At 67.7% G+C, this 23,662-nt stretch carries 23 protein-coding genes and 1 pseudogene; 20 read left to right on the forward strand and 4 right to left on the reverse strand.

What is annotated here, in order from left to right:
- Nucleotides 1-103 precede the first annotated feature (103 nt).
- The 5 genes from ACSFBL_RS23015 to ACSFBL_RS23035 all read left to right on the forward strand — a co-directional run bounded on the left by ACSFBL_RS23015 (nt 104) and on the right by ACSFBL_RS23035 (nt 4,347).
- The gene (locus ACSFBL_RS23015) at nt 104-559 is read left to right on the forward strand and encodes a Spy/CpxP family protein refolding chaperone (protein ID WP_435518142.1); all 456 of its coding nucleotides are present in this window, start codon (nt 104-106) and stop codon (nt 557-559) included.
- A 178-nt stretch (nt 560-737) separates the two neighbouring features.
- Nucleotides 738-1,091 carry a DUF4260 domain-containing protein gene (locus ACSFBL_RS23020; RefSeq protein ID WP_435518143.1) on the forward strand — a complete coding sequence of 118 codons (354 nt, stop codon included), beginning with the start codon at nt 738-740 and terminating at the stop codon, nt 1,089-1,091.
- 129 nt (nt 1,092-1,220) lie between these two features.
- Nucleotides 1,221-1,907 (forward strand): response regulator transcription factor, encoded by a 687-nt coding sequence (locus ACSFBL_RS23025; protein ID WP_435518144.1) that lies wholly within the window; start codon nt 1,221-1,223, stop codon nt 1,905-1,907.
- Nucleotides 1,904-3,187, forward strand: coding sequence for a HAMP domain-containing sensor histidine kinase (locus ACSFBL_RS23030; protein WP_435518145.1), 1,284 nt, complete (start codon nt 1,904-1,906; stop codon nt 3,185-3,187). The genes ACSFBL_RS23025 and ACSFBL_RS23030 overlap by 4 nt, the downstream gene beginning before the upstream one ends.
- A 131-nt stretch (nt 3,188-3,318) precedes the next feature.
- A complete protein-coding gene (locus ACSFBL_RS23035) occupies nt 3,319-4,347 on the forward strand; it encodes an NADP-dependent oxidoreductase (protein ID WP_435518146.1) in 1,029 nt (342 codons plus the stop codon).
- A 133-nt stretch (nt 4,348-4,480) separates the two neighbouring features.
- Here the strand turns inward: ACSFBL_RS23035 and ACSFBL_RS23040 are convergent.
- The 4 genes and pseudogenes from ACSFBL_RS23040 to ACSFBL_RS23055 form a co-directional block, all read right to left on the reverse strand.
- Nucleotides 4,481-5,323: pseudogene (locus tag ACSFBL_RS23040) on the reverse strand (DMT family transporter); the annotation flags it as partial.
- 84 nt (nt 5,324-5,407) lie between these two features.
- Entirely contained in the window at nt 5,408-6,106 is a 699-nt protein-coding gene (locus ACSFBL_RS23045; RefSeq protein ID WP_435518147.1) for a helix-turn-helix domain-containing protein, read from the reverse strand.
- A 37-nt stretch (nt 6,107-6,143) separates the two neighbouring features.
- Nucleotides 6,144-7,268 carry an SLC13 family permease gene (locus ACSFBL_RS23050; protein WP_435518148.1) on the reverse strand — a complete coding sequence of 375 codons (1,125 nt, stop codon included), beginning with the start codon at nt 7,266-7,268 and terminating at the stop codon, nt 6,144-6,146.
- A complete protein-coding gene (locus ACSFBL_RS23055; RefSeq protein ID WP_435518149.1) occupies nt 7,249-8,793 on the reverse strand; it encodes a class I adenylate-forming enzyme family protein in 1,545 nt (514 codons plus the stop codon). The genes ACSFBL_RS23050 and ACSFBL_RS23055 overlap by 20 nt, the downstream gene beginning before the upstream one ends.
- Between ACSFBL_RS23055 and ACSFBL_RS23060 the strand changes: the two genes are divergently transcribed.
- Genes ACSFBL_RS23060 through ACSFBL_RS23130 form a run of 15 tightly spaced genes read left to right on the forward strand, consistent with a single transcriptional unit; the run spans nt 8,728 to nt 23,662 of the window.
- Entirely contained in the window at nt 8,728-9,546 is an 819-nt protein-coding gene (locus tag ACSFBL_RS23060) for an acyl carrier protein (RefSeq protein ID WP_435518150.1), read from the forward strand. The two genes, ACSFBL_RS23055 and ACSFBL_RS23060, sit on opposite strands and share 66 nt — an antisense overlap.
- Nucleotides 9,543-10,748, forward strand: a complete 1,206-nt coding sequence (locus ACSFBL_RS23065) for a beta-ketoacyl-[acyl-carrier-protein] synthase family protein (RefSeq protein ID WP_435518151.1) — start codon at nt 9,543-9,545, stop codon at nt 10,746-10,748. Before ACSFBL_RS23060 ends, ACSFBL_RS23065 begins: the two co-directional genes overlap by 4 nt.
- Before the next feature lie 11 nt (nt 10,749-10,759).
- A complete protein-coding gene (locus ACSFBL_RS23070; protein ID WP_435518152.1) occupies nt 10,760-11,464 on the forward strand; it encodes an ABC transporter ATP-binding protein in 705 nt (234 codons plus the stop codon).
- Complete coding sequence (locus ACSFBL_RS23075; protein WP_435518153.1) at nt 11,458-12,852, forward strand: ABC transporter permease; 1,395 nt, start codon at nt 11,458-11,460, stop codon at nt 12,850-12,852. The genes ACSFBL_RS23070 and ACSFBL_RS23075 overlap by 7 nt, the downstream gene beginning before the upstream one ends.
- Nucleotides 12,845-13,654 carry an outer membrane lipoprotein-sorting protein gene (locus ACSFBL_RS23080; protein ID WP_435518154.1) on the forward strand — a complete coding sequence of 270 codons (810 nt, stop codon included), beginning with the start codon at nt 12,845-12,847 and terminating at the stop codon, nt 13,652-13,654. Before ACSFBL_RS23075 ends, ACSFBL_RS23080 begins: the two co-directional genes overlap by 8 nt.
- Nucleotides 13,651-15,024 (forward strand): hypothetical protein, encoded by a 1,374-nt coding sequence (locus ACSFBL_RS23085; RefSeq protein ID WP_435518155.1) that lies wholly within the window; start codon nt 13,651-13,653, stop codon nt 15,022-15,024. Before ACSFBL_RS23080 ends, ACSFBL_RS23085 begins: the two co-directional genes overlap by 4 nt.
- 46 nt (nt 15,025-15,070) lie before the next feature.
- A complete protein-coding gene (locus ACSFBL_RS23090) occupies nt 15,071-16,615 on the forward strand; it encodes an acyl-CoA ligase (AMP-forming), exosortase A system-associated (protein WP_435518156.1) in 1,545 nt (514 codons plus the stop codon).
- Nucleotides 16,612-17,526, forward strand: a complete 915-nt coding sequence (locus ACSFBL_RS23095; RefSeq protein WP_435518157.1) for an ATP-binding cassette domain-containing protein — start codon at nt 16,612-16,614, stop codon at nt 17,524-17,526. The genes ACSFBL_RS23090 and ACSFBL_RS23095 overlap by 4 nt, the downstream gene beginning before the upstream one ends.
- Nucleotides 17,526-18,635, forward strand: coding sequence for an ABC transporter permease (locus ACSFBL_RS23100; RefSeq protein ID WP_435518158.1), 1,110 nt, complete (start codon nt 17,526-17,528; stop codon nt 18,633-18,635). Before ACSFBL_RS23095 ends, ACSFBL_RS23100 begins: the two co-directional genes overlap by 1 nt.
- Nucleotides 18,636-18,670: 35 nt before the next feature.
- Entirely contained in the window at nt 18,671-18,931 is a 261-nt protein-coding gene (locus ACSFBL_RS23105) for an acyl carrier protein (protein ID WP_435518159.1), read from the forward strand.
- Nucleotides 18,928-20,097, forward strand: coding sequence for a type III PLP-dependent enzyme domain-containing protein (locus tag ACSFBL_RS23110; protein WP_435518160.1), 1,170 nt, complete (start codon nt 18,928-18,930; stop codon nt 20,095-20,097). The genes ACSFBL_RS23105 and ACSFBL_RS23110 overlap by 4 nt, the downstream gene beginning before the upstream one ends.
- A complete protein-coding gene (locus ACSFBL_RS23115) occupies nt 20,094-20,696 on the forward strand; it encodes a hypothetical protein (protein WP_435518161.1) in 603 nt (200 codons plus the stop codon). The genes ACSFBL_RS23110 and ACSFBL_RS23115 overlap by 4 nt, the downstream gene beginning before the upstream one ends.
- Nucleotides 20,693-21,661, forward strand: a complete 969-nt coding sequence (locus tag ACSFBL_RS23120) for a hypothetical protein (RefSeq protein WP_435518162.1) — start codon at nt 20,693-20,695, stop codon at nt 21,659-21,661. The genes ACSFBL_RS23115 and ACSFBL_RS23120 overlap by 4 nt, the downstream gene beginning before the upstream one ends.
- A gap of 7 nt (nt 21,662-21,668) precedes the next feature.
- Nucleotides 21,669-22,637 carry a hypothetical protein gene (locus tag ACSFBL_RS23125; RefSeq protein ID WP_435518163.1) on the forward strand — a complete coding sequence of 323 codons (969 nt, stop codon included), beginning with the start codon at nt 21,669-21,671 and terminating at the stop codon, nt 22,635-22,637.
- On the forward strand, nt 22,610-23,662 hold the full coding sequence (locus ACSFBL_RS23130; protein WP_435518164.1) for a 3-oxoacyl-[acyl-carrier-protein] synthase III C-terminal domain-containing protein: 1,053 nt from the start codon (nt 22,610-22,612) through the stop codon (nt 23,660-23,662). Before ACSFBL_RS23125 ends, ACSFBL_RS23130 begins: the two co-directional genes overlap by 28 nt.

Genomic DNA, 23,662 nt, shown 5'->3' on the forward strand with positions numbered 1-23,662 from the left:
AAACGAAACACAGCGAAACCGCCTCGAAAGGACTTCGCGTCCTCCGGAAAGCACCATCGGGGTCTCCCTGATCGATTTCGATCGTTGTTGAAGGAAGACTCTCATGAATCGCTGGTTCAAACGTTCAATCTTCGGTATCGCCGGCGCGGCGCTGGTCGCCGGCAGCCTTGCCGGCTGTGGTCATCGTCCCGGCTGGAGTGGCGCCTCGGAGCAGGACCGCGCCGAGTTCCGCGCCAGGATGGTCGAGCGCGTGAGCAACAAGCTCGAGCTCGACGTCTCGCAGAAGCAGAAGCTCACAGTACTCACCGAGAAGCTTCAGGCGCAGCGTGCCGCGCTGCGCGGCGGCGGCGATCCGCGCGCCGAGTTCCGATCGCTGTTCGCCGGCGCCAAGCTGGACCAGGAGCGCGCGAGGAAGCTGGTCGAGGAAAAGACTGCGGCGATGCAAGCAGGCAGCCCCGAAGTGATTGCCGCGGCGGCCGACTTTTTCGACAGCCTCAACCCCGCACAACAGCAGAAGGTCCGTGACTTCATGGAACGCGGACGCCGCTGGAGGGGGTGAGATGCCAACGCTCGCCCCCAGGAGCCCAACGCTCGCCCCCAGGCTGCGCGCACTTCGTGTCGCTTCGCCTACCCCCTACCGGGGGCGGGCCGGCCGCTTGGGAGCGGCCCTGCGCGGCGGCCCCCTGGAGGGGGATGGCCGAGTTGCGGCGGGCGCAACGCTCGGTGGTGTTCGTTGGATGCTGCGGGCGGAGGGCCTGCTCGTACTTGTCGCGGCCGTCGCCGCCTATGCGCAGCTTGGCGCCGGCTGGGGCGCCTTCGCGATGTTGTTCCTGCTGCCCGATCTGTCCTTCCTCGGCTATCTGGCAGGTCCGCGGGTGGGTGCCGCAGCCTACAACGCGGCGCACTCGTACATCGGGCCGATCGCCACGCTGATGCTCGGCTCGCTGGGCGGGTCGCCGGTGGCGATGGCGGCAGGGTTGATCTGGTGCGCCCACATCGGCTTCGACCGCGCACTGGGCTACGGCCTCAAGTACGCAACCGGCTTCGGCACCACTCATCTCGGCCGCATCGGCCCGACCGATCCATGGTGAGCGCCGGCCCGAAACGCGCTGCCTGTTCCAGAGCTGCCGCGGGACCGGCTCAGCCGGACCGCAGGCCGCGCCCCCGGCAGGGGGTAGGCGGCCACACGAAGTGGGCAAGCCTGGGGGCGAGAATGCGTTATGCGAATCCTGCTGATCGACGATGACGAGCACCTCGGCGCGCCGCTCGCGAGCTACTTCGCCCGCTTCGATTGCGTGCTCGACAGTGCCACCAGCCCGAGCGAGGGACTGGCCAAGCTCCGGGCCGCAAGCTACGACGCCGCGATCCTCGACGTGATGCTCCCCGAGATGGACGGCTTCGCGCTGTGCCGGGAGATCCGCAAGGAAAGCGACATCCCCATCGTCATGCTGACCGCACGCGGCGACGTGATGGACCGGGTGGTCGGCCTCGAACTGGGCGCCGACGACTACCTGCCCAAGCCCTTCGAGCCACGCGAACTGGTCGCGCGCGTGAAGACCATCCTGCGGCGGCAGCGCGCGGCGCCCTCGACGGTGCCCGCCCAGCGCCGCGTGTTCGAGGGACTCTCGATCGACCTCGAGAGGCGCGAGGTCCTTCGTCAGGGCGAACTCGTCGACCTCACGAGCACGGAATTCGAACTGCTCGCCCTGCTCGCGGACCAGCCCGGCAAGGTCTGGAGCCGTGACGACATCCTGAACCGGCTGCGAGGCCACGAAGCCGAGCTCTACACGCGCGCCGTCGATATCGTCGTGAGCAGGCTGCGCAAGAAGCTGGAGCCGCTGGACTGCATCAAGACGCTGCGCAACGCCGGCTACACGCTGGCCGTCGGCCGGGGCGGATCGACGTGAACGCGGGCCGAAACCGGCGCTGGCGACACCGCTGGCGTCATTCCCTGCGCGTTCGCCTGATCATCGTGTTCGTGCTGCTCGCGTTGGCAATGACGGCGGTGTTCCTCGGCGGCATGCAGCGGGCCTTCTCCACCGGCTGGCGCGACGCGGCACGGCCGGTCGTCAGCGACTACATGGATCGCATCGTGGCCGAGCTCGGCACGCCGCCCGACGTGGCGCGCGCGCAGGCACTGGTGACCCGGCTGCCGATCGCCATCCACATCGAAGGCCCGAGCGTGAACTGGGACTCGCATCCCGATCGCCATGCGCACGGGTTCGGCCCGCGCGGGGACTGGCTCAGCCGCACCACCGCCGACGGGCACCGTGTGAGCTTCGGCATCGGCACCTTGCCCTGGCAGCGTGAACCGCAGGGCATCGGCTGGATCACGCTCGCGTTGTTGCTGGTGCTGATCGTGCTGGCCTATGCCTACGTCCGCCGGCTGCTGCGGCCGCTCGATGACATCCGTGCCGGTGCCGAACGCTTCGGTCGCGGGGCGTTCGACGTACCGATCCCGCTGCGCCGCCGCGACGAACTGGGCGACCTGGCACAGCGCATCAACACGATGGCGCACGACATCCAGGGCATGCTCGATGCCAAGCGCGCGCTGCTGCTGGCGCTCAGCCACGAGTTGCGATCGCCGCTCACCCGTGCACGGCTCAACGCCGAGTTGCTGCCGGCGACGCCCGAGGGCGCGACCGAGCGTGCCGCGCTCCTGCGGGATCTGGCGGAGATGCGCGACCTCATCACCGACCTGCTCGAAAGCGAGCGGCTCGCCAGTCCCCATGCGGCATTGCATCGCGAGCCGGTCGATCTGGCGGCGCTCGTCCGCGAGGCGGTGAACGAGCATCCGGAAGGCCAACGCGTCACGCTGGATCTCGCCGCCCATCTGCCGGCAATGGCATTCGATCGCTCGCGCATCCGGCTCCTGGTGCGCAATCTCCTCGACAACGCACTGCGCCACGGCGGCGATGCCATGCAGCCTCCCCGCATCGTGCTGCAAGGATCGGGGCAGGGCGTGGAACTGGAGGTGCGCGACTTCGGCCCGGGCGTCGACGCGGCCCAGCTCGAACGGCTGACCGAGCCCTTCTACCGCACCGACGGTGCCCGCCAGCGCGCCACCGGCGGCGTCGGGCTCGGCATGTACCTGTGCCGCCTGGTCGCCGAGGCCCACGGCGGCACGCTCACCGTGCGCAACGCCGATCCCGGGCTCGCGGTCCGCGTCGTGCTGCCTGCGGCCTGAAACGACCGCGGTTGCCACCGGCCGAGGCACTTGTCGTCTCGGGCCGAAGCTTGTCGCCTTCGCTACCGGCGCGCGATGCGGCCGGCGCTACGATGCGGCTGCCCCGAACAGACCCCCAAGGAGACACGAGAATGAGCAGCACCCCCGCCAATCGACAGGTCCGACTCGCCAAGCGGCCCGAAGGCATGGCCACGCGCGACAACTGGCAGTTCACCACCGAGCCGGCGGGCGAGCCGGCCGAAGGCGGCGTTCTCGTCAAGGTCCTGTCGCTCTCGCTCGACCCCGCCATGCGCGGTTGGATGAACGAGGGTAAGAGCTACATCCCGCCGGTCGAGATCGGCGCCGTCATGCGCGCGGGCGGCGTGGGCCGCGTGGCCGCTTCCCGCAACCCGGCGTTCGCCGTGGGCGATATCGTCTACGGCACGCTCGGCGTGCAGGAGTACGCGCTGATCCCGCAAGAGGAGATCAAGCGCACCGGGCTCACGAAGATCGACCTGAACGTCGGCTCGATCACGCAGTGGCTCAATGTCCTGGGCATGCCCGGCATGACCGGCTACTTCGGCCTGATGGACATCGGCGAGCCCAAGCCGGGCGAAACCGTGCTGGTCTCCGGCGCCGCCGGCGCGGTCGGCCAGACCGTCGGGCAGCTCGCGAAGATCAAGGGTTGCCGAGCCGTCGGCATCGCCGGCGGGCAGGCCAAGTGCGAATGGGTGGTGAAGGAACTGGGCTTCGATGCCTGCATCGACTACAAGGCCGGGCCTGCCGCCGTGCGCGAAGGACTGAAGACGCATTGCCCGAAGGGCGTGGACGTCTACTTCGACAACGTCGGCGGCGAGATCCTCGACGCGGCGCTGGCCAAGCTCGCGCGCGGTGCCCGCATCATCATTTGCGGCGCCATCAGCCAGTACAACAACACGACGCCGGTGCAGGGGCCGAAGAACTACCTGAGCCTGCTGGTGAACCGCGCGCGGATGCAGGGGATGGTCGTGTTCGACTATGCCGATCGCTATCACCTCGCGGTGGCCGAGATGGCCGGGTATCTCAAAGATGGCCGCATGAAGAGCCGTGAAGACGTGGTCGAGGGCATCGAGACCTTCCCCGAGGCGTTGACGAAGCTCTTCACCGGCGAGAACTTCGGGAAGCTCGTTCTCAACATATAAGCTCGCCCCCAGGCTTGCTCACTTCGTGTAGCCGCCTACCCCCTGCCGGGGGCAATACCAGCGGCCCGGCCGAGCCGGTTCCGCGGTATTTCTGGAATCGGGAGGTTGGGCGGCGCTCGATGGGTGACAAAGTCTTCGCTCGCGTTCCCAAGACTGCTGCGGAGATGATGAGGGCCGCTGCAAGCGCGATGGTCCAGCTCAGGGGGCGTTGCGTCACGATCAGGAGCAGGGCGGTCGATGCGAGGGGCGTGATGTAGCTCAGGATGCCGATCTGTCGCGCGTCGCCGCGCTTGAGCGCCATGTCCCAGAAGAAGAACGCCGCGCCGAGCGGGCCGAGTCCGCAGAGGGTGACGAGGAGCCAGTCGCGCGGTGAAAGTGCGACGGACGGCTCCAGCATGGCGTGGCACGCCAGCGACAACGCGCCCGATACCAGTCCGAAGAGACCGATGGCAGCGGTCGGGAAGGCGGGTACGCGCTGCGTCCACAGCGAATAGCTGGCCCAGATGAACGCCGAGCCCAGTGCGGGCAGGAAGCCCCAGTAGCTTCCGTCCGAACTCGTCGCCACGCCACCGCGCGCGCCGAGGATCGCGATGGTCGCACCGGCAAAACCCAGCAGCGCCGCCACCACGTGCAGCGGGCGGAGCGACATGCCGGGCAGCAGCACCGGCGCCAACACCACCATGAACAGCGGCCACAGGTAGTTGACAAGATTGGCTTCGACCGGCGGCGCGTTGCGCAGCGCGATGAAGAGCAGGAAGTGAAAGCCGAACAGGCCGTAGACACCGAGCGCCAGCGTACGCCCCGGCACCGCCCATGCGCGGCGATCGCGCAGGACGAGCGGCCAGCTCATGACGCTGCCGATCATGAGCGCGAGCCCTGTCAGGAGGAAGGGCGGCACGTGCGAGAGCGCAGTGCCCAGCGAGGCGAGCGTGGCCCAGAGCGCGATGGCGGCGAGAGCGTTCAGCGTGGAAGACATGGCCGCTGAGCTTAAGCGGGCCGGTCGTCGCGCAACGACGGCGCATCGTCGCGAGGCGACGATCTCGCTGGCTCCGACGTCGCGTCAGGTGGCTCTGCGAAGCGCGGCCGTCAGGGCCGAAGGCGAGCGGTAGCCGGTGCGACGCGCCGTCTCCGCCACGGCCACGCCGCTCGCTCGCAATTGCTGCGCATGCATCAAGCGTTGCGTGCGCAGCCACTGCATGGCGCTCACGCCCAATTCGTCGCGGCAGCGTTGGGCGAACTGGCTGGGGCTGAGGCAGGCGACCGAGGCCAGGTCCGCCACGCCCAGGGGTCGATGCCAGCGGGCCTGCGCCCACGCGGAGAGGGCTGCCCAATCGATTGTCCGCCCGCGCGTGCTCTGCAGGGATGGGCCCCAGGCTTCCAGCAGCAAGGATTGACCATGATGAAGCGCCAGCGGAGGCGTCGATGGCTGCGACAGGCAGACCGCAAGGTAGCGGGCGAGCGACAGCACCTGTGGCGCAATCGGCGAGCGCCCGGCGCGCTGCGCCCAGAGATCCTGTGTCGAATCCAGCACGAGGCAGCGGCTGCCGTTCCTCGACTCGAAATCATGGGCATCGCCTGGCTGCACGACCCAGCCGTCCCCGACACCGATCCGGCGACCGCGGCCTTCCACTTCCAGGTCGAGTACGCCATCGAGTCCGACCAGCACCTGGAAATGCGCGTGCGCGTGACTTCCGCGCGAAGCGCCATAGCGGCGCAGCGAAAGGCCGGAAGCGTGGGATGAGGCGTCGCGGATCTGCATGGGAGGCGGACGATTCTCCTCGTCCCGCCGTCGCCTGTCACCCCAGGCGCAAGAGCAGCGCCGACGCGCCGCAGACCAACAGGAAAGGAAAGCTGATGCGGTGGAACTCGCGCAGGCCCTTCGGCACTTTCGCGAGGCGCAGCGCGATCAGGTTGGCGAGCGAGCCCAGCACACAGCCGAAGCCGCCGACGCTCACACCCGCGGCGAGCGCGGGCAGGTCATGGACGAAGCTGTCCAGCAGGATGGTGGCCGGCACGTTGCTGATGAACTGCGAGGTCACGATCGCTGCAAGGTACGCGCGCCAGCCTTCCCCGATCGGCAACCGGCCCAGCAGCCCCGCGATCGCGGGAAGCTCGGCCAACTGCCGCAGGTCGACGAACATCAGCGCGATGATTGCGAGCAAGGCCCAGTCCACGCCGAGCAGCACGCGCGGACGCAGCAGCAGGAAGGCGCCGAACACGCCCGCCAGTCCGGCAAGCAGCCAGTGCTTGTCGAGCGCGATGACGAATCCGACGAACAGCACACCCGACAAGGCGAGCAGCCGCGGCTCGATCGGCGTAGCTTCGCTCGACGGCTTGAGCGCGATCGGCGCACGCGGCACCAGGAAGCGGATCGACGCGAAGAGCCAGAACAGCATCACCGCCACGGTCGGCGCCATCATGGCCATGAAGCCGATGAAGCTCTCGCCCGACCGGTGCCAGAGGAAGAGGTTCTGCGGATTGCCGATCGGCGTCAGCGCGGAGCCGGCATTGACGGCCAGGGCCTCGATCACCACCAGCCGTGCCAGCGGCAGGTGCGCCTGTGTCGCCAGCACTCGCGTGAGTGGCACGAGGAGGAACAGGCTGACGTCGTTGGTCACCAGCGCCGACAACACCGCCGCGCTTGCGGCAAGCAGGAAGACGAGGCTGCGCAGCTCGGTCGTGCGCGACAGCAGCCGGCCCGCCGCCGCCTGAAGCATGCCGCTGCGCTCGACGCCCTGCGTGATCGCGAGCAGGCCGGCCAGGGCGCCGACCGTCTGCCAGTCCACGAGTCGGACATAGTCCATCGGCGCGCGCGGGCGGAACACCGCGAAGACGACGGCCGCGGCCAGCAGCACCCACAGGAGGCCGTTTCCGCCGCCTTTGTCGCCGTCGGCAGCGGCCTCAGCCGGCGTCGAGTTCACGCAGCTGGCGCTTGAGCACCTTGCCGATCGCGCTGCGCGGAAGTTCGTCGATGAACTGCAGGCGCGCGAGCCGCTGCGTCTTGCCGAGCTGGGCATTGGCCCACTGCAGCAGCGCCTCCGCGGACGTGCCATCGCCGGGGCGACGCACCACGAAGGCCACGGGCGTCTCGCCCCATTGCGTCGAGGGAACGCCGATCACCGCGGCGTCCGCGACAGACGCATGGTCGCGCAGCACCGCCTCGAGATCGCTCGGGTAGATGTTGAAGCCGCCGCTGATGATCATGTCCTTCTTGCGATCGAACAGCGTGAGGAATCCGTCGTCATCGAAGCGGCCGACATCGCCCGTGCGGATGAACCGCTTGCCGGCAGGGTCGAACCACTCCGCCTCGCGCGTCTTCTCAGGCTGGCGGTGGTAGCCGACCATCATCCCGGCCGAGTGGCCCACGACCTCGCCGGCCTCGCCGCGCGCGACTTCCCTGCCCGACTCGTCGATCAGCCGGATGTCGCTGCCTTCGGCCGGGCGGCCGACGGTGTGCAGCTTGTCAGGATGCAGGTGGGCTTCGAGGATGCAGGTGCCGCCGCCCTCGGTCATGCCGTAGAACTCGATCAGGCCACCGGGCCAGCGGGCGAGCACTTCGGCCTTCAGGGCGGCGTTGAACGGCGCACTCGTGCTGAACTTGAAGCGGAAGCTCGACAGATCGTGCGCACCGAAATCGGGGTGCCCCATCAGCCGCTGGTATTGCACGGGCACCAGCATCGTGTGCGTTACACGACGGCGCTCGGCCAGTGCCAGGTAGCCGGCGGCGTCGAACTTCGGCATCAGCACGACGCAGCCGCCGAAGGCGATGGTCGGGAAGAAGACGACCAGCGTGGTGTTGGAATAGAGCGGCGTCGACAGCAGCGTGACCGTCTCGGGCCCATACGCGTACGTCGCGCCGCGCCTGACATGGGCCCAGCGCATGCCGTGGCCTTGCACGATGCCCTTGGGCTCGCCCGTGGTGCCGGACGAATAGATGATGTTGAAGGGCGACGAAGGCTGCAGCGCGACCGCTGCCGGCCGCACGTCCGCCGGCGCGAGCCAGGCCTCGAAGTCGCGGCCCGCGCCGGAGGCGTCGAGCGCAATGCGGGGGATGGCACCGGACGCCGCGGTTCCGATGACCTGCGCGGCCGCTTCGTCGACGAACAGGATGCGCGCGCCGGCGTCCTCGATCATTCGCGCAAGACTCGCAGGGGTGGAGCCCGGCGCCAGCGGCGCAACCGCAACGCCCGCACGCAGCGCTCCGAGGAAGACGGCCGCGTAGTTGACGCTGGACGCCGCGCACACCGCGATGGCGTCGCCGGCCCGCAGGCCGTCGCGCTGCAGGCTGGCCGCGATGCGGTCCATCAGCGCGTCGAGCGCCCCATAGCCGAGCACGTGCGTCGCGTCGGCCAGCGCGGTCCTGTGAGGCGCTTGGTGCGCATGAAGCCGAATCAGGTCGGCGATCACGCCGAAGTCGCGGTCGATGGCCGCCTGGATGTCATTCATGAGTGCTACCCGTGTGTGCCTGAAAGGATAACGGTGATCGACGCGGGGACGCGGCGCAGGCTTACGCGCTTTCATGTCGGTCGGCCCGAGTCCGGCCACACCGGGTTGGTGCCGTTCTGCTCGCCGCGCCGGGGGCCGCCCGATGCCCCGAGTGGCCAAAAACTACGGGATTCAATTGACCATTTCTTCTGGCCGGATGGAATTGTTATTTCTGTCGCGCCGAAAATTCCTTGTTGCATCCAGAAGCGGCTGAATCGCCAATTCAAGGCGCCAATTCGAGCAATACCGTGGCCCAATCCGTTCCCTTCCCGACAAGGCCAATCGGCGCGTCTGCCTTTTGTGCGTGGTGATGCACTGCGAATTGGCGTGTCCGCATCTTTCATCTCGGTGCACAGGGGTCAAAGGGAAATCGCTTTTCCCGTCGGATCTGCGAATCTTTCAGGAATTAATATAACCATGACTGACAATAGTCGTGAATCCATTGAGCGACGGGTTGTCGAGCTTTTTGTCGAAACGACCAAACTCGATGTGGCGCAATTCCAATCGGAATTGTTGCTTGCCGACACGGGCATCGATTCGCTCGGGTTGGTCGAACTCATCTTCGCGATCGAGGACGAGTACGACATCTCGATTCAATTCAACGCCAACGAGCAGGGACGTTCCGCCGCCGCTTTCGAGTCGGTCGGGCAATTGATGGACCAGGTGGTCGCACTCGTGCAGGCCAAGCAGTCCGAAACGGCTGAGGCTGCATGAACCGGGTGGTCGTCACCGGCCGCGGTGTGATTTCCGCAATCGGCCGAGGTGTTCCCGCTTTCTCGGCGGCGCTGCGCACCGGCGTCCAGGGCATCGTTCCGGTGCGGGGCCTGCCGGTCAACGTGGCGGCGCCGGTGGCCGGCTTCGACGCTTCGGCGGAATTCAGCCCGGGCGAATTGGCGTTCCTGGACCGGTCGGCGCAATTTGCATTGTTGTGTGCGCGGGAGGCCTTGTTCGAAAGTGGTCTCCAGATCGCCGGGGGGCTGGGGCCGCGCACCGCAGTGATCGTAGGCGCGGCCTCCGGCAACATCTGCAGCATCGAGGCGTCCTACCGGTCCAATCTGGTGGAAGGGCGTCGGCGGCTGCCGCCGTTCACCGTGCCGAAGATCATGGCCAATTCGCCGGCCAGCCACATCAGCATGGCCTTCGGGGTGACGGGACCGGCGTTCGTCGTGTCCACCGCCTGTGCGTCCTCCGCCTATGCAGTCGGACTGGGCCTGCAGATGATCCGATCGGGTGCCGTCGATGTCGCGATCGTTGGTGGCACCGAAGCGAGCCTGGTCGACGGCAATCTCAAGGGCTGGGAGTCGCTGCGCGTGCTGGCGCCCGACACCTGCCGTCCGTTCTCCAAGGATCGCCGCGGGCTCGTGATCGGCGAGGGTGCGGCCATGCTCGTCATCGAGTCGCTGGCGCATGCGCGGCAACGCAACGCCGCCATCTACGGCGAGATCCGTGGCTACGCGCTGACATCCGACGCGCATCACATCCTCAGTCCTTCGATCGACGGGCAGGCCGATGCGGTGCGGAAGTGCCTGCGCGATGCGCAGATGGAACCCTTGGACCTCGCCTACGTCAATGCCCACGGCACTGCCACCGCGGCCAACGACGTCGCCGAGACGCGTGCGCTGCGGCAGGCGCTGGGCGCGCATGTCGATCGCCTGCAGGTGTCTTCCACCAAGTCGATGCATGGCCACACGCTGGGCGCGGCAGGGGCCATCGAGTTGCTGGCCACCCTGGTGGCCCTGCAGGAGCGATTCGCGCCGCCGACCTTGAACCATCTCGAAGCCGATCCGGAGTGCGACCTCAATTGCGTGCCCAACGAAGCGCAGGTGCTAGGTGACGGGCACTGTGCGCTCAGCAACTCCTTCGCCTTCGGCGGACACAACGCCGTTCTCGCCGTTGCGTCGGCCGCGACGGTCTGATGGGCGGGCCGATGCTTGAGCTTCATCGCGTCAGCAAGACGTACCGGGAAGGCGCCATCGAGGTCCATGCCTTGCGAGACGTGAACGTGGGCCTCGATGCGTCGAGCTTCTGCATGGTCGTCGGCCCGTCGGGCAGCGGCAAGTCCACCTTGCTGAACCTGATCGGCACGCTCGATCGGCCCACACGCGGCCGGATCGTCATCGAGGGGCGTGACGTCAACCTCCTTCCGGACCACGAACTCACGCGCTTCCGCGCCGAGCGCATCGGCTTCATCTTCCAGTCCTTCAACCTGATGCCGGTGCTGAGCGCCTACGAGAACGTGGAATACGCGCTGCTGGAAAGCGGCATGTCCCGCTCGCAGCGACGCGCACGGACCGACGAGCTCATCGAGGCAGTGGGCCTCGGCGCGCATCGCGCCCATCGCCCGAACCAGCTGAGCGGCGGTCAGCGCCAGCGCGTGGCGATCGCTCGCGCGCTGGTGAAGCGGCCGGCCCTGGTGCTGGCCGATGAGCCGACGGCGAATCTGGATTCGTCGAACGGTCTCGCCATCGTCGAACTGATGCGCGACATGCAGCGGAAGTTCAGGACGAGCTTCGTCTTCTCCACCCACGATCCGATGCTGCTGGGGCACGCCGATCAGGTGCTCTATGCCAACGACGGCCGGGTAAGGCGCGAGGCGCCGATGGCGCAAGCCGGGGAGCGCGCCGCGTGCTGAACCTGTCCCTCGCCTGGCGCAACGTGCGCCGCAACCGGCGCCGCACCGGCATCACGACGATGACCATCGCCCTGGGTGCGGCGGCGTTGCTGCTGCTCGGCGCGCTCATGAACTACATCGTGCTGGAGTTCCAGACCGCGACGGTGCGGCGCAGCGGCCACGTCGCCGTGTTCCAGAACGGCTACTTCCTCTACGGCGCCGGCAACCCGGCGGCCTATGGCATCGCGGACTACGTCCCGGTCATGGACGCCATCCGCAGCGACCCCGCCATGCAGCCGCTGCTGCGGGTCGCGACGCCGGTTCAGATGGTTGCCGGCGTGGCCGGAAACTACAAGGCGGGTGCTTCCAAGACCTTCTTCGGGCAGGGCGTGGTCCCGGCGGACCGGCTCCGCATGCGGACCTGGAACCAGCATGGGCTCGAAGGCATCGGGGCGACCAGTTCCCCGCTGGCGCGTGGCGATGGTGTCGGTGTCGGCGCGGGTCTGGCCCGCATCCTGCACCTGTGCGAAGGCGCGAGCCCTGGTAGCTGCCCCCGTCACCCCAAGGTCCGGATGGAACCTTCGGCGCCTGCTTCGCAGGACGAAGACCTGGCCCTGCTCAGCCTGCGCGAACAGGCGAGCGACGACGACGCGCCGGAAGACGACGTGCCCCGCATCGAACTCCTGGCCGCGACTGCGGGCGGAGCGCCGAACGTCATGTCGGCCGCGGTGGAGCGGGTCGACGTGCTTGGCGTCAAGGAACTGAACGACAACTTCATCGTCATGCAACTGGGCAACGCCCAACGCCTGGTCTACGGTCGTGGCGCGCCGCGCGCGACCGCGATCAACATCCAGCTCCAGCGCACCGAAGACGTGCCCGCGGCACGCGCCGCGCTGCAGCGGCTCTTCGAGGCGAGAGGGCTCGATCTGGAGGTTCGCGATTTCGTCGAACTGAATTCGCTCTACGCGCAGACGCAGGCGTTCTTCGCCTTCCTGTTCGGCTTCATCGCCGTGGTCATCGGCGCCATCGTGCTCTTCACGATCATGAACACGATGAGCATGAGCGTGATGGAGCGGTTCAACGAGATCGGAACCGCCCGCGCGCTGGGCGTGCAGCGCAGCAGCCTGCGCAACCTGTTCATCCTCGAAGGCGCGTTGCAGGGGCTGCTCGGTGTCACGGTCGGCGTGCTGCTGGCCGTCCTGGTCGTGTTTGTGGTCAACCGGAGCGGTCTGGTCTGGAGTCCGCCGACTTCCGCGGGCGTACTGCCGTTCAGGCTGTACCTGTTCGGCAGCCCCGGCTTCATCGGCTGCACCTGGTTGCTGCTGATCGCCGTGGCCGCCGCGGCTGCATGGCTTCCGGCGCACCGCGCCTCCCGCATGCCCGTCGTCGATGCGCTTCGCCATGTCTAGTCGCCGTCTTATCCTGCAGCTTGCCGCTGCATCGCCGTTCGCGATCTCGCCATGGGGCGCGTTCGCGCAGGACGACGATCTCGCCCGGCGCGCCGTCGCGCGCGCAGACCAGATCCGCAATCCGCAGCAGCCCTTCCGTGTCCGGCTGCGGCTGACCGAATTCCGCAACGGACGGGCACGCGACGCGGCGACGCTGGTGCTGCATTCCAAGCCCGAAGCCGGCACGGGGCGCTTTCGCAACCTGGCGCGCTATCTGGAGCCGGCCGCCGACCACGGCAAGGCCATCCTGATGGACGACGAGGCCTTCTGGTTCTACGACCCGGCTTCGTCCGCCAGCATCCGCATCTCGCCGCAGCAACGCCTGGTGGGGCAGGCGGCCAACAGCGATGTGATGAGCGTGAACTTCGGGCTCGACTACACGCCGCGCATGCTGGGCGAAGAGACCATCAAGGACGCCGACAACGTCCAGCGAGAGACCTGGCGCATCGAACTGATGGCGGCGTCTCCAGCGGCGGTCTACATGCGCATCGAATACTGGATCGAACGCGACACCTTTCAACCCGTCAAGGCACGCTTCTTCGTAGACAGCGGGCGGGCGCTCAAGCTGGCCTTCTACCGGAAGTTCAGCGAGCAACTCGGCGAACTGCGGCCCGGCGAGGTCGTCATCCTCGACGAGGTGGACAAGAGCGTGATCACCCGGCTCGTGCTCACCGGCTACGTCGCGCAGGAGATTCCGGACAACTGGTTCAACCGCCAATACCTGCCCCGGCTGCGAGACGGCGGGGAGGCCGCACGTCCATGAAGCTGCTAGCGATGAGCCTGTGCGTGTTCGGGGCGCACGCCGGCGCGGCCGTGCACCAGGCCGCGGACGACGCTGACCGCATTCCGTCCGCCGTGCTGCTTGATGACGACGAGCCCATGATGAAGCCGCAGCGCGTCGGCGCGATCTTCGTCGACCTGAACGTGGAATCGGACGATCGGCGAAAGCCGGTGGTGCCGATCGCCTCGACTGCATCCACGCGCCAGGTCGGGCGCGGCATCGTCGACGCTCGGGGCGAGTGGCAACTGCGGCCGGACCTGAGCGCCCGGGCCAGCGCGCGAGCCGGCGTCTCGCGCACGAAGGACGGCGTCACTTCGCGCGACGAACAGCTCGACCTCCGGGAGGCGGCCGTTCAATGGCGGGCCAACGAGCGGGACCTGCTGGAAGTCGGTCGCATCAACGTCCGCAGCGGCGCCGCGGTGGGCTACAACCCGACCGACTATTTCAAGTCGCGCTCGGCCGTCGACTACAGCACCCGCGATCCCGAGGTGCAGCGGAACAATCGCCTTGGCATCGTCATGCTGGCGGCACAGCGGATCGACGCGCAGAGCGCGTTGATGGTGGCGGTGGCGCCAAAGCTCACGAGTCCGAAGGGGATTGCCTTCGACCCGCCCACCGAGCGCCTGCGCCTGGCCGATACCAACGGCGAGCAACGCGTGCTGTTGAAGGCGGCCTTCGATGCGCCCTCGCTCGGCAGCCCCGAGGTGCTGGCATTCAAGGACGCGCAGGGTTGGCGCCTCGGCACCAACCTCGCGCAGGGCATCGGCCAGCAGACCACGATGTTCGTCGAGTATTCAGGCGGACAGGGGTACTCGCTGATGCAGCAGGCGCTCCGAAGCGGTGTCGCGCTCGGCGACCTGCCGCCCTATGCCCTTGCCATGGGGCAGGCGCGGCCCGGCAAGTCCTGGCAGAACGACGCGGCGATCGGCGCCACATGGACCGGCAGTTCGGGCCTGAGCCTCAGCGCGCAGCTGAATTACCACCAGGCCGGCTTCGACTCGGCCGAATGGCAGCGCTGGCTGGCCACGGGTTCATCCGGCCCCCAGGGCGCCGCGCTGGCGTGGTACGTCAGGAGCTATGCGAATGCCATGCAGGAGCCGCTGTCGCAGCGCAGCGTCTTCCTTCGCGCGCAGTGGGACCAGGTCGGTTTCCGTGACCTCTACTTCAGCACCTTCCTCAACCGAAGCCTCGACGACCGGTCCTGGCTCTTCCAGATGGCCCTCGAGTACCGGCTGAGTCCGGCTGCCCGGTTGCGCGCCACGCTGGTCACGACCGGTGGCGCCCCGGACAGCGTCTTCGGCAGCGACCCCGTTCGCCGGGCCTTCCTGGTCGGCTTCACCTACTTTCTCTAGCCATGCGCGAATTCATTGCGGCCTGCGTGCCGGGGGAACCTTCCTGATGGAATCGATAGCCACGCTGCTGCTGGACTCGGCGGCACGCCATCCCGAAAAGATCGCGCTGGTCGACGAAAGAAGCGAACTGGGCTACGCCGCGCTGGCGCAGCGGGTCGCGTACTTCGCGCAGGCGATGATCGCGCTCGGTCTGCGCGACAAGGGTCGCGTCGCGGTCCTCATGGACAAGTCCATCGACGCCTGCGCGGTCGTCATCGCGGCCATGTATGCGGGCGGCATCGCCGTGCCGCTGAATCCCAAGCTCAAGCAGCACCAGCTGCGCCACATCCTGCTCGACTGCACGTCGCAGCTGCTGTTCACCACGACCGCGCGCCAGGACGAACTCGGCGGCTTCGATGACCTGAACGTCCGCGTGGTCCTGTGCGACCAGCCGGGCTCGCTGCCGGAGATCGTGCGCGGGTCCGCCCCCCTGCATCGCAGCATCGACGAAGACCCTGCGGCGCTCCTCTACACCTCCGGTTCGACCGGCCTGCCCAAGGGTGTCGTGGTTTCCCACCGCAACCTGGTCGCCGGATGCCGGTCCGTGAACAGCTACCTTGGCACGACGGCGGACGATGTCGTGCTGGCGCTGCTTTCCATCAGCTTCGACGCGGGCCTGAGCCAGCTCACTACCGGCCTGGCGGTCGGCGCCCGCGTCGTCCTGCACACGCCGATGCTCGCCCCGACCGTCGCGCGCCTCGTCGCCAGCCAAAGCGTGACGATGATCACCGCGGTGCCGCCGCTCTGGTCGCTGCTCGCACAAACCCAGTGGGACAAGGTTGACACGCACTGCGTGCGGCTGTTCGCCAACACCGGCGGGCACATGAACGCGGGCCTGCTGGCGCAGTTGAGAGCGATCTTTCCTGCCGCACGCCCCTTCCTCATGTACGGGCTCACGGAGGCCTTCCGTTCCACCTTTCTCGATCCTTCGGAAGTGGATCGGCGCGCCGGCTCCATCGGCAAGGCCATCCCCGGCGCGGAGATCCTTGTGCTGAATGCCGACGGCGAGGAGTGCGCTGCCGGCGAGCCGGGCGAACTGGTCCATCGCGGGGCGCTGGTCACGCTGGGCTACTGGAATGCACCGGCCCGCACGGCCGAGCGCTTCCGTCCGCTCCCCAGCCGGCTGTGCGGCGGCCTGACGCCTGAATATGCCGTCTGGTCCGGCGACATCGTGACGCGCGACGCCGAGGGCTTCCTGTACTTCGTCGGCCGGCGCGATGAAATGATCAAGTCGAGCGGCTACCGCATCAGCCCGACGGAGATCGAGAGCCTCATCGCGGCCTGGCCGGAGGTTCGCGAAGTCGCCGTGTTCGGTGTGCCGGCCGGTGACCTGGGCGATGCCATCTACGCCACCGTCGTGGCCGCTGCCGACGGCGCCGAGCCGGAGCAGCTGAAGAACAGCCTCGAATCGAAGTGCCGCAAGGCCTTGCCGTCCTACATGATGCCCCGGCTCGTGCCCCTGCCCGAGCTGCCGCGCTCGGTCAACGGCAAGATCGATCGGCCCCAGCTGCGCAGGTTGTGCATCGAACTGCACAGCGGAGGCGGGGTATGAGCACCGCAATGTCGTCCTGGGCCCTGGACCTGCGCCGGCTCGTCGTACCCATGGCGGAGCGCTCCCTGCAGGTAAGCGACTGGCGGATCGGCGTCGGCGAGAAGGTGGCCATCATCGGCCGCAACGGCGTCGGGAAAACCAGCCTCATGGAGGCCCTCCTCGGTCTGCGCGCCACGACGGCGTTGGACGGCGACATGTTCGGCCTTGCGCTCGGTCAGTGGAAGCGTCGCCCGGCCTTGCGTCGGCAGCTGGGCGTGCAGCTTCAGCGGGCGTTCTTTCCGGGTCGCCCCCGCGTGAGCGAAATGGTCGCGCTGCACCGCAGCCTGTATCCCTCGACCTCCGGGCGCGTCATGGAGGCGCTAGGCATTCCCGCGCTGTCGCGGCGGCTGTATGAGTTCCTTTCGCGCGGCGAGACACAGCGGGTCGAGCTGTTCCTCGCCCTGGCGCACCAGCCGCGCATCCTGTTCCTCGACGAACCGTTCACCGGCCTGGATCCGCAGTTCGTCCGCCGCCTCCGCGATCTGCTGGGAGAGATGCAGGACACCACCGTCGTGATGTGCTGCCACACCGCCGAGGAACTCTCGCTGGTCTCGCACGCCGCCTGGCTGAGCCGGGACGGCATCGTGCGCCACGCGCCGACCGGGGACCTGTGCCGCGATCTGGTCGGGGCGTTCAGGCTGACGGTCCAGTGCAGGGACGCGCAGAGCGCAAGGAACCTGGCGTTCCATCTGCAGCGCAAGTTCGATCTGGAGCGCGCGCCGCTGGTCGAACAGCAGAGCCTCAGTGTGGCGTCGTCCACCTCCCTGGCCGATGTCGCGAATGCCCTGATGGGCCATCCGGACGCATTGGCCATCGAAGTCGGACGGAGCCATCTCGCCGACCTGCTGCGCCATTGCGCCAAGGCATCGTGATGCGCTGGAACCTACCCCGTCTCGTCGTCAACGAACTGAAGATCCTGGCCAGGGATTCGTCCTCCTTGTTCTGGGTCTTCCTTTTCCCGTTCTTCTTCATGTTCATGATGCTGTTCGCGTTCGGGCGCGAGGGAAACCTCCCGCAGCAGACCGTGGAGATCGTGGACCTGGACGGCACCGCGATCTCCAGACGCTACATCGACGAGATCCGACGGACCTTTTCCGCTGGCGAGTCGATTCCGGCCGAACTGAACATGGCCGAGGAGGGTGTGCCGGTGGCGGACGGCGCCTCTCGGGTCACCATCCCCGAAGGCTTCGGCCACTACGTCGAGCAGGGTCGTCCGATTCCCGTGGACGTCAGCTTTGCACAGGATGGGTTGCCGGCGCAGCTGGTGGTTCGCGTGATGCGCGCGCTGACGCTCAAGTTCGAGGCCGACGTACGCGACCACCCACCGGCGATCGAGGTCAGGGACGACCCGCGCGGTGCGCTGCCGGCGCTGTCCTTCGTGCACTACATCCTGACCGGCACGATGGTGATGGCGATGCTGGCCGCCGGCATGAACTCCATCTGCAATTCGCTGGCCTACCGCCGCGAGCGCAACGGCTTCAAGATGCTGGCGTGCATGCCGGTCAAAGCTTCCACCTTCCTGCTCGGCATGCTGCTGGCGCGCCTGTCGATGCTGATGCTGGCCCAGTGCGCGCTGGTCGTCGGAGCGCACTGCTTCTTCGATGTTCCGCTTTCCCTGGGCTTGGGCCAGGTGTTGCGAGGTGGCGTGGTGATGCTCTTCGGCGGTTGCATGCTGCTCGCCCTCGGCACCGCCATGGGAGCGCGCATCGCGACGCTCTCCGCCGCGACCTTCGTCACCGGCCTGGTCTATATCGCGCTGCTCTTCCTGTGCGACCTGACCATGCCCATGAACGCGATGCCGCCGGCGGTCAGCGCAGTGATGGCGCACCTCCCGCCGGCGCTGCTGGTGGACGTTCTGCGCCACGTCTTCATCCAGGGCGACAGCTTCGGCCCGCACCTGGGCAGCCTGGCCGAGATGGCGGGGTGGACCGGGCTGTTCGCGCTCGTCGCGTCGCTCAGCTTCCGCTGGCACGAGCAATAGCCATCTCTGATCTTCATCTCCAAGGAATCGACAACATGATCGAACAAGACACCCTGGCCGTTCTCACCGACCAGGTCAGGAAAGCGCTGGCGCGCGACATCGTTGAACCGGACGTGGCCATCGGTGAGCTGGGCTTCGACTCGATGGGCGTGGTCGAGCTCATCGTGATCTGCGAACAGATCTACGGCACCAGCATCGATCCCGCGTCGATGGAACTGACGCAGTACACGACCCTGCGCGAGATCGACGCCCAGTTCCGCGCACCGGTGCTTTTGCAGGACGAGCAGAGGCGATGACTTCCGAGCTCGCCGCCCATTCATCGAACGCGCTGGATCCGGCCGCACTGGCCCGACTCGAAACGCCCTGCTATCTCTTCGACCCGGCAGTCGTGATGGACGACCTTGCCGAACTGCGGCGACTGCTCGGCACCGAGGTCGTCGCTTCGGTCAAGGCCTGCCCGTTGCTCGACCTGCTGGTGCGGTGCAGCCATGCGCTTGCGGGCGGGATCGAGATCGCCTCCCTCGGCGAGCTGAACCTCACGATGGGCCGGATGAGTGTCCCGCGCTTCGTCAACACGCCCGCGATGGACCGCCACCTTGCCGCCGCCGCCGTGGCCTGTCGCGCCACGCTGGTGGCGGACAGTCCGCACCAGATCCGGCTGATCGAGCAGGTCCTGAACGAGCCGAAGGCGGCGCATCGCGCGCCCCTGGGCATCGTGCTGCGCGTCAACGCGGCCAGCCTGCTCGAACAGCAGGGTCCTGCGGCGGATCACTTCGGCATGGAAGTGACCGCGCTGCACAGCGAGATCGCGCGCCTCTCCGCCATCGGTTCGAAGCTCAAGGTGATCGGGCTGCATGTCTTCGCCGGCTCGCACAGCTTCGCGCGCAGCGCCAGACCGATCGCGCAGCGGCTGACCGCGCTGGTCGCCGAACTCGGCCGGTATTCCGCGGTAAATCTCCAACTCGCGCTGATCGGTGCGGGCCTCGGCGGTGACTGGCGGCAGACCGGCCCCGATTTCGCGGGCTATCGCGAAAGCCTGCGGGGCCTGCAAGCGCAGGTGCGCGTCTGCCATGAAGCCGGGCGCTCGATCTTTTCGCGCGCCGGCCGATTCGTCACGCGCGTGGTCGCGACCAAGGCGCTGCGCGACGAGCCGATCGTCGTCTGCGACGGCGGCATGGCCCAGTGCTTCAGCCTCGCTCAGACCGAGCACTTCGTGAAGCGCCGGCGCGAGCCTGTGTTGGTGAGGCTCTCGGAAAGCCCCGCGCCGCAGGGGACGGGCACTCGGACCCTCAAGGTGGTGGGCAGCAGTTGCAGTCCGGCCGACGTGATCGGAAGCCTGCCCGTTGCGGCGTTGCCGAATCCCGGCGACATGCTGGTGTTCGACCACTGTGGCGCGTACCACAGCTACTCGCCGACCGGGTTCCTCAACCTGCCGCAGCCCCAGCGCTACATCGCCGCATGAACGAGCGCAACGGCATGAACAGGATGGCGGATCATCTGACGGGGCTGGGGCCACTGAGCGGTTGGTGTGTCGGGGGGATCTATGCGCGTTCGCCGTTCGCCGGCAGCTATCACAAGGCCGAGCTGCAGTGCGTGCCGATGAACGGGGCCGGGGAATACGCCCACGTCGTCGAGTTCGAGCACCCATGCGAGTCGCCGGTGCTGATGTCCCTGAGCGAGCGATACGCCATCCTGGCCGGCATCGCGCGGGATCTGCGCACCCACGTTCCGGACCTCGGCTGCATGCTGGTCCGCTCGTACGGGCCGGACTTCAATGTGCAGTTGCCGACCGAACTGCTGGCCGACGATGTCATCCTGGTGCACTGGCCGGCGGACATGCTGCCGAGTGTGCTGGCCTCTGGCCGCCGCAACGTGGCGGTGGTGCAGCATGATCTCCGGGCCGATGGCATCGAGCGCGGGGGCAACGCACTGTCGGTCGCGCTGGTGGCGCCTGCGGCCACCGAGTGCGGGCTCGCGGCGTTCTCGCGCTTCGCCACCGAATGCGCCTTCATCCGCAAACTTCAGGGGCTGCAGGTGCAATCGCTTGCCGAGGCGGTATGAGCAAGTCCTTCCATGGGGACGAAGACCGCCCACTGGTGAAGCTGCATGCCATCACGCATGCACGCGTCGTCGGCCCCTTGCTGGGCGACGAGGCGTGCTTCGAGGATCGCCTGGCATGGCTGCGGGACGAGGTGGGCGACCAGGCCGTGCGCGTGAGCGTCGCCATGGGCGGCGGCTCCCGCATGCACCTGGTCTGCACCTCGATGCTGAGCAAGGTCGTAACCGGATGGGACCGCTACCGGCAGGGTTTCATCGATGCACTGACCGCCCAATGCGGTGACCGTCCGGCCGGGTTGGTGCAGGCCTACCAGTGCGCGGGCTGGGGCTACGCGATCCGCTTCGCGGCGCAGCACACGGACTGCCGCTGGCTGACGCTCACGATCCTCGACGTCGACCTGCATGAACTCTTTTCACGCGAGTACGAAGTCAATCTCGGGACGATCGGCTGTGGCGTCACGACGGTCGGACTGGAATTGCCGTCGGGCCTCGTGCCGCCTGATTGCGACGGGCCGCTTCCGAACCACGGCTTCACGGACATGCTGCATGCGCTGCGCGCGCGCCGCAGGGCCACCGGTCCCGTGGCCACCTTCCTGCCGTTCATGCCTGAAGGCCTCGACGGCATTGCCAGGCGTTCGGTCGGTGATTGCCTGGCGCCCAACCGGCACGCCGACTATGGTCACTGCTTCGGCGCTGATCCGTGGATCGGCGTGCTCGAGCGGCTGCGCGCCCAGCCGCAGGCAGTGCCGGAGCGCGTCACCCTCGGCTCCTTCGCCTTCAGCGGGTACTACGCGATCTGCGACGTACAGGTCGGGCCCTGGACCTCGGTCGAACTTCGGCGCCTCGCGGGCGGGGCGCTCGACCTGGCCGGCCACGACACCCTTTCCGATATCGAGGTGCCGCCCTCCGCGCCGCACCGCATGGTCCCTCTGGAGGGTGCGCGCGTGCCCCCCCTCTGCACCTCATAGCTGCGTCATGGTTTATCTCTCTTCCATCGTGCCGCACGAAGGCCAGGTCGACGAACGCATGGGCTTGCGCCGTGCGCTCGTCACGCGGCGCGCCAACGTGGGCGATGGCTTCGACGTGCTCAGCGTCCTCCGTCGCATCCTGTCCAGGTCCTCCATGCGCTACCCCGCCGCGGTGATCCCGCTGGCCAGCAAGCGGGACGGCGATCTCAGCGCCGTGGAGCTGGCGCTGCTGGTTGCCAAGCGTGCCGTGGTCGGCGTCGACAAGGCGGCAGTCGGCGGCATCGTCTATTGCCACGCCTCGCCGGACGAGCAGCCGACCGACTCCAGCGTCGGACGCGTGCAGTTCGAACTGGGACTGCGCGGCGCCTTTCCTCTCTCGGTCTCGCAAGTGCACAACACCGGCGTGCCGATTGCGCTGGATCTGGCGGCGGGGCTCATCGAGGGACCGGAGGCGCTGGAGAACGTGCTCGTGGTCGCAGCCGACAAGCTGCTCTTCGGCCAGGCGCCCAACCGCCCTTGGCGCATGCATTGGCGCGACGTGGCCGCCGCGGTGGTGGTCGGCCGCGAGAAGCGGGTCGGCTGGCGCCTGCATCATGTCGCCCTTCATCATTTCCCGACCCCTCTGCGGGCGCATCAGCGCTGGCCCCGGGCCGAACTGGCGTATTTCGCCGATGCCTGCGCAGAGCACATCGCGGGATGCCTGGGCCACGTGGGCCTCACGGCCAGGGACCTTGGTGCGGTGGTGCCAATATGCCCTGACGCCGCCCTGGAGCGCCAAATCCACAACCTCACCGGCCTGGCAACGCTTCGGGCCGAAAAACCCGACGGCTTCCGGGCCGAGTACATCGCATCGGCCGACCTGCTCGTGCGGCTGTCCGCGCTCGAGCGCCAGCCCGGCCTTGACCGCCCGGTGCTGGCCTGGTGCACCGGCAACAACGGAGAGTTCGCATGCTGCGTCCTGACACGATCGGTCTGAAGACCGTCGACCCCTTGGCGCTTCCCCAGTTCGGCATCGCGGCCGGCGCCAGCTACGTGCCGCCGATCCGGAGGCATCTCGACGAATGGGCCGCATCCGCGGGACCGGCCGCGCGGGCACTGTTGCCCACGATGGTGTCCAACGGCCTCGCGCACTACCACGTGGCGCCGGACCTCGACGTCGAAGGTCTCAGCTGCACAGGCGTGCAGAAGCTCATCGATGCCGGTTCTGTTGCGCCGGCCGATATCGACCTCGTCATCTTCTGCCATGCCGGCACGATGAGCACGATGGCGGCGCCGGCCAGCATTCCCGCCGTGGTCATGAAGCGCTTCGGCATGCGCAACGCCATCGGCTATTCGATCTCCCAGCAGAACTGCGCATCGATCATGTGCGCGGTGCGCATCATCCGAACGCTGATGTGGCAGAACCGCACGTTGGACAACGTGCTGATCGTCAGCGCCGACAAGGTTTACGGCGAGCGCTACCGGAACGTCGGCGCCTACGCGATCCAGAGCGACGGCGCGCTGGCCCTGCTGATCCGCCGAGACAACCCGCTCAATCGCATCGGGCAGATCGCCTGCTCGATCGACAGCCGTTACTACCGCGGCACGGCAAAGAGCGCGGAACTGGGCCAGCGCTACGTCCTCAACTACCCCTTGCTCGCGCATCGGATGATGGCGCAGGTGATGGCGCAATCGGAATGGCAGCCCGAGGATGTCGACGCTGTCCTGCCGATGAATGCCAACCTCTCGGCATTCAAGCGCGTGATGGCCCTGCTGGGCCTGCCGCCGCACAAGCTGCACAGCCAGAACATCGGCGAGGTCGGCCATGTCTTCTGCTGCGATCCCTTCGCGAACTTCCTGCAGCGTTTCGCGGATCCGGGTGCCGTGGGCAGCGGCAATGCGGTCCTGTTCGCTTCCGCAACCTCGGGTGTCTTCTGCGCCCTGGGCATCTCCCGATCCTGGACCGGGGCGATCGATGCGTCGCCCTGGGCCGTCACGCCTCCCTCCCTTGTCTCTTCCTGA

Source organism: Variovorax glacialis, assembly GCF_051216375.1.
Lineage (GTDB): Bacteria > Pseudomonadota > Gammaproteobacteria > Burkholderiales > Burkholderiaceae_C > Variovorax.

What these genes read in the sequence shown, in the direction of transcription:
- ACSFBL_RS23110 (WP_435518160.1), top strand. Translation starts at nt 18,928, where the DNA reads ATGACTTCCGAGCTCGCCGCCCATTCATCGAACGCGCTGGATCCGGCC.
- ACSFBL_RS23015 (WP_435518142.1), top strand. Translation starts at nt 104, where the DNA reads ATGAATCGCTGGTTCAAACGTTCAATCTTCGGTATCGCCGGCGCGGCG.
- ACSFBL_RS23105 (WP_435518159.1), top strand. Translation starts at nt 18,671, where the DNA reads ATGATCGAACAAGACACCCTGGCCGTTCTCACCGACCAGGTCAGGAAA.
- ACSFBL_RS23085 (WP_435518155.1), top strand. Translation starts at nt 13,651, where the DNA reads ATGAAGCTGCTAGCGATGAGCCTGTGCGTGTTCGGGGCGCACGCCGGC.
- ACSFBL_RS23060 (WP_435518150.1), top strand. Translation starts at nt 8,728, where the DNA reads ATGAAGCCGAATCAGGTCGGCGATCACGCCGAAGTCGCGGTCGATGGC.
- ACSFBL_RS23055 (WP_435518149.1), bottom strand. Translation starts at nt 8,793, where the DNA reads ATGAATGACATCCAGGCGGCCATCGACCGCGACTTCGGCGTGATCGCC.
- ACSFBL_RS23035 (WP_435518146.1), top strand. Translation starts at nt 3,319, where the DNA reads ATGAGCAGCACCCCCGCCAATCGACAGGTCCGACTCGCCAAGCGGCCC.
- ACSFBL_RS23100 (WP_435518158.1), top strand. Translation starts at nt 17,526, where the DNA reads ATGCGCTGGAACCTACCCCGTCTCGTCGTCAACGAACTGAAGATCCTG.
- ACSFBL_RS23070 (WP_435518152.1), top strand. Translation starts at nt 10,760, where the DNA reads ATGCTTGAGCTTCATCGCGTCAGCAAGACGTACCGGGAAGGCGCCATC.
- ACSFBL_RS23020 (WP_435518143.1), top strand. Translation starts at nt 738, where the DNA reads ATGCTGCGGGCGGAGGGCCTGCTCGTACTTGTCGCGGCCGTCGCCGCC.
- ACSFBL_RS23025 (WP_435518144.1), top strand. Translation starts at nt 1,221, where the DNA reads ATGCGAATCCTGCTGATCGACGATGACGAGCACCTCGGCGCGCCGCTC.
- ACSFBL_RS23095 (WP_435518157.1), top strand. Translation starts at nt 16,612, where the DNA reads ATGAGCACCGCAATGTCGTCCTGGGCCCTGGACCTGCGCCGGCTCGTC.
- ACSFBL_RS23080 (WP_435518154.1), top strand. Translation starts at nt 12,845, where the DNA reads ATGTCTAGTCGCCGTCTTATCCTGCAGCTTGCCGCTGCATCGCCGTTC.
- ACSFBL_RS23120 (WP_435518162.1), top strand. Translation starts at nt 20,693, where the DNA reads ATGAGCAAGTCCTTCCATGGGGACGAAGACCGCCCACTGGTGAAGCTG.
- ACSFBL_RS23090 (WP_435518156.1), top strand. Translation starts at nt 15,071, where the DNA reads ATGGAATCGATAGCCACGCTGCTGCTGGACTCGGCGGCACGCCATCCC.
- ACSFBL_RS23130 (WP_435518164.1), top strand. Translation starts at nt 22,610, where the DNA reads ATGCTGCGTCCTGACACGATCGGTCTGAAGACCGTCGACCCCTTGGCG.
- ACSFBL_RS23115 (WP_435518161.1), top strand. Translation starts at nt 20,094, where the DNA reads ATGAACGAGCGCAACGGCATGAACAGGATGGCGGATCATCTGACGGGG.
- ACSFBL_RS23125 (WP_435518163.1), top strand. Translation starts at nt 21,669, where the DNA reads ATGGTTTATCTCTCTTCCATCGTGCCGCACGAAGGCCAGGTCGACGAA.
- ACSFBL_RS23045 (WP_435518147.1), bottom strand. Translation starts at nt 6,106, where the DNA reads ATGCAGATCCGCGACGCCTCATCCCACGCTTCCGGCCTTTCGCTGCGC.
- ACSFBL_RS23065 (WP_435518151.1), top strand. Translation starts at nt 9,543, where the DNA reads ATGAACCGGGTGGTCGTCACCGGCCGCGGTGTGATTTCCGCAATCGGC.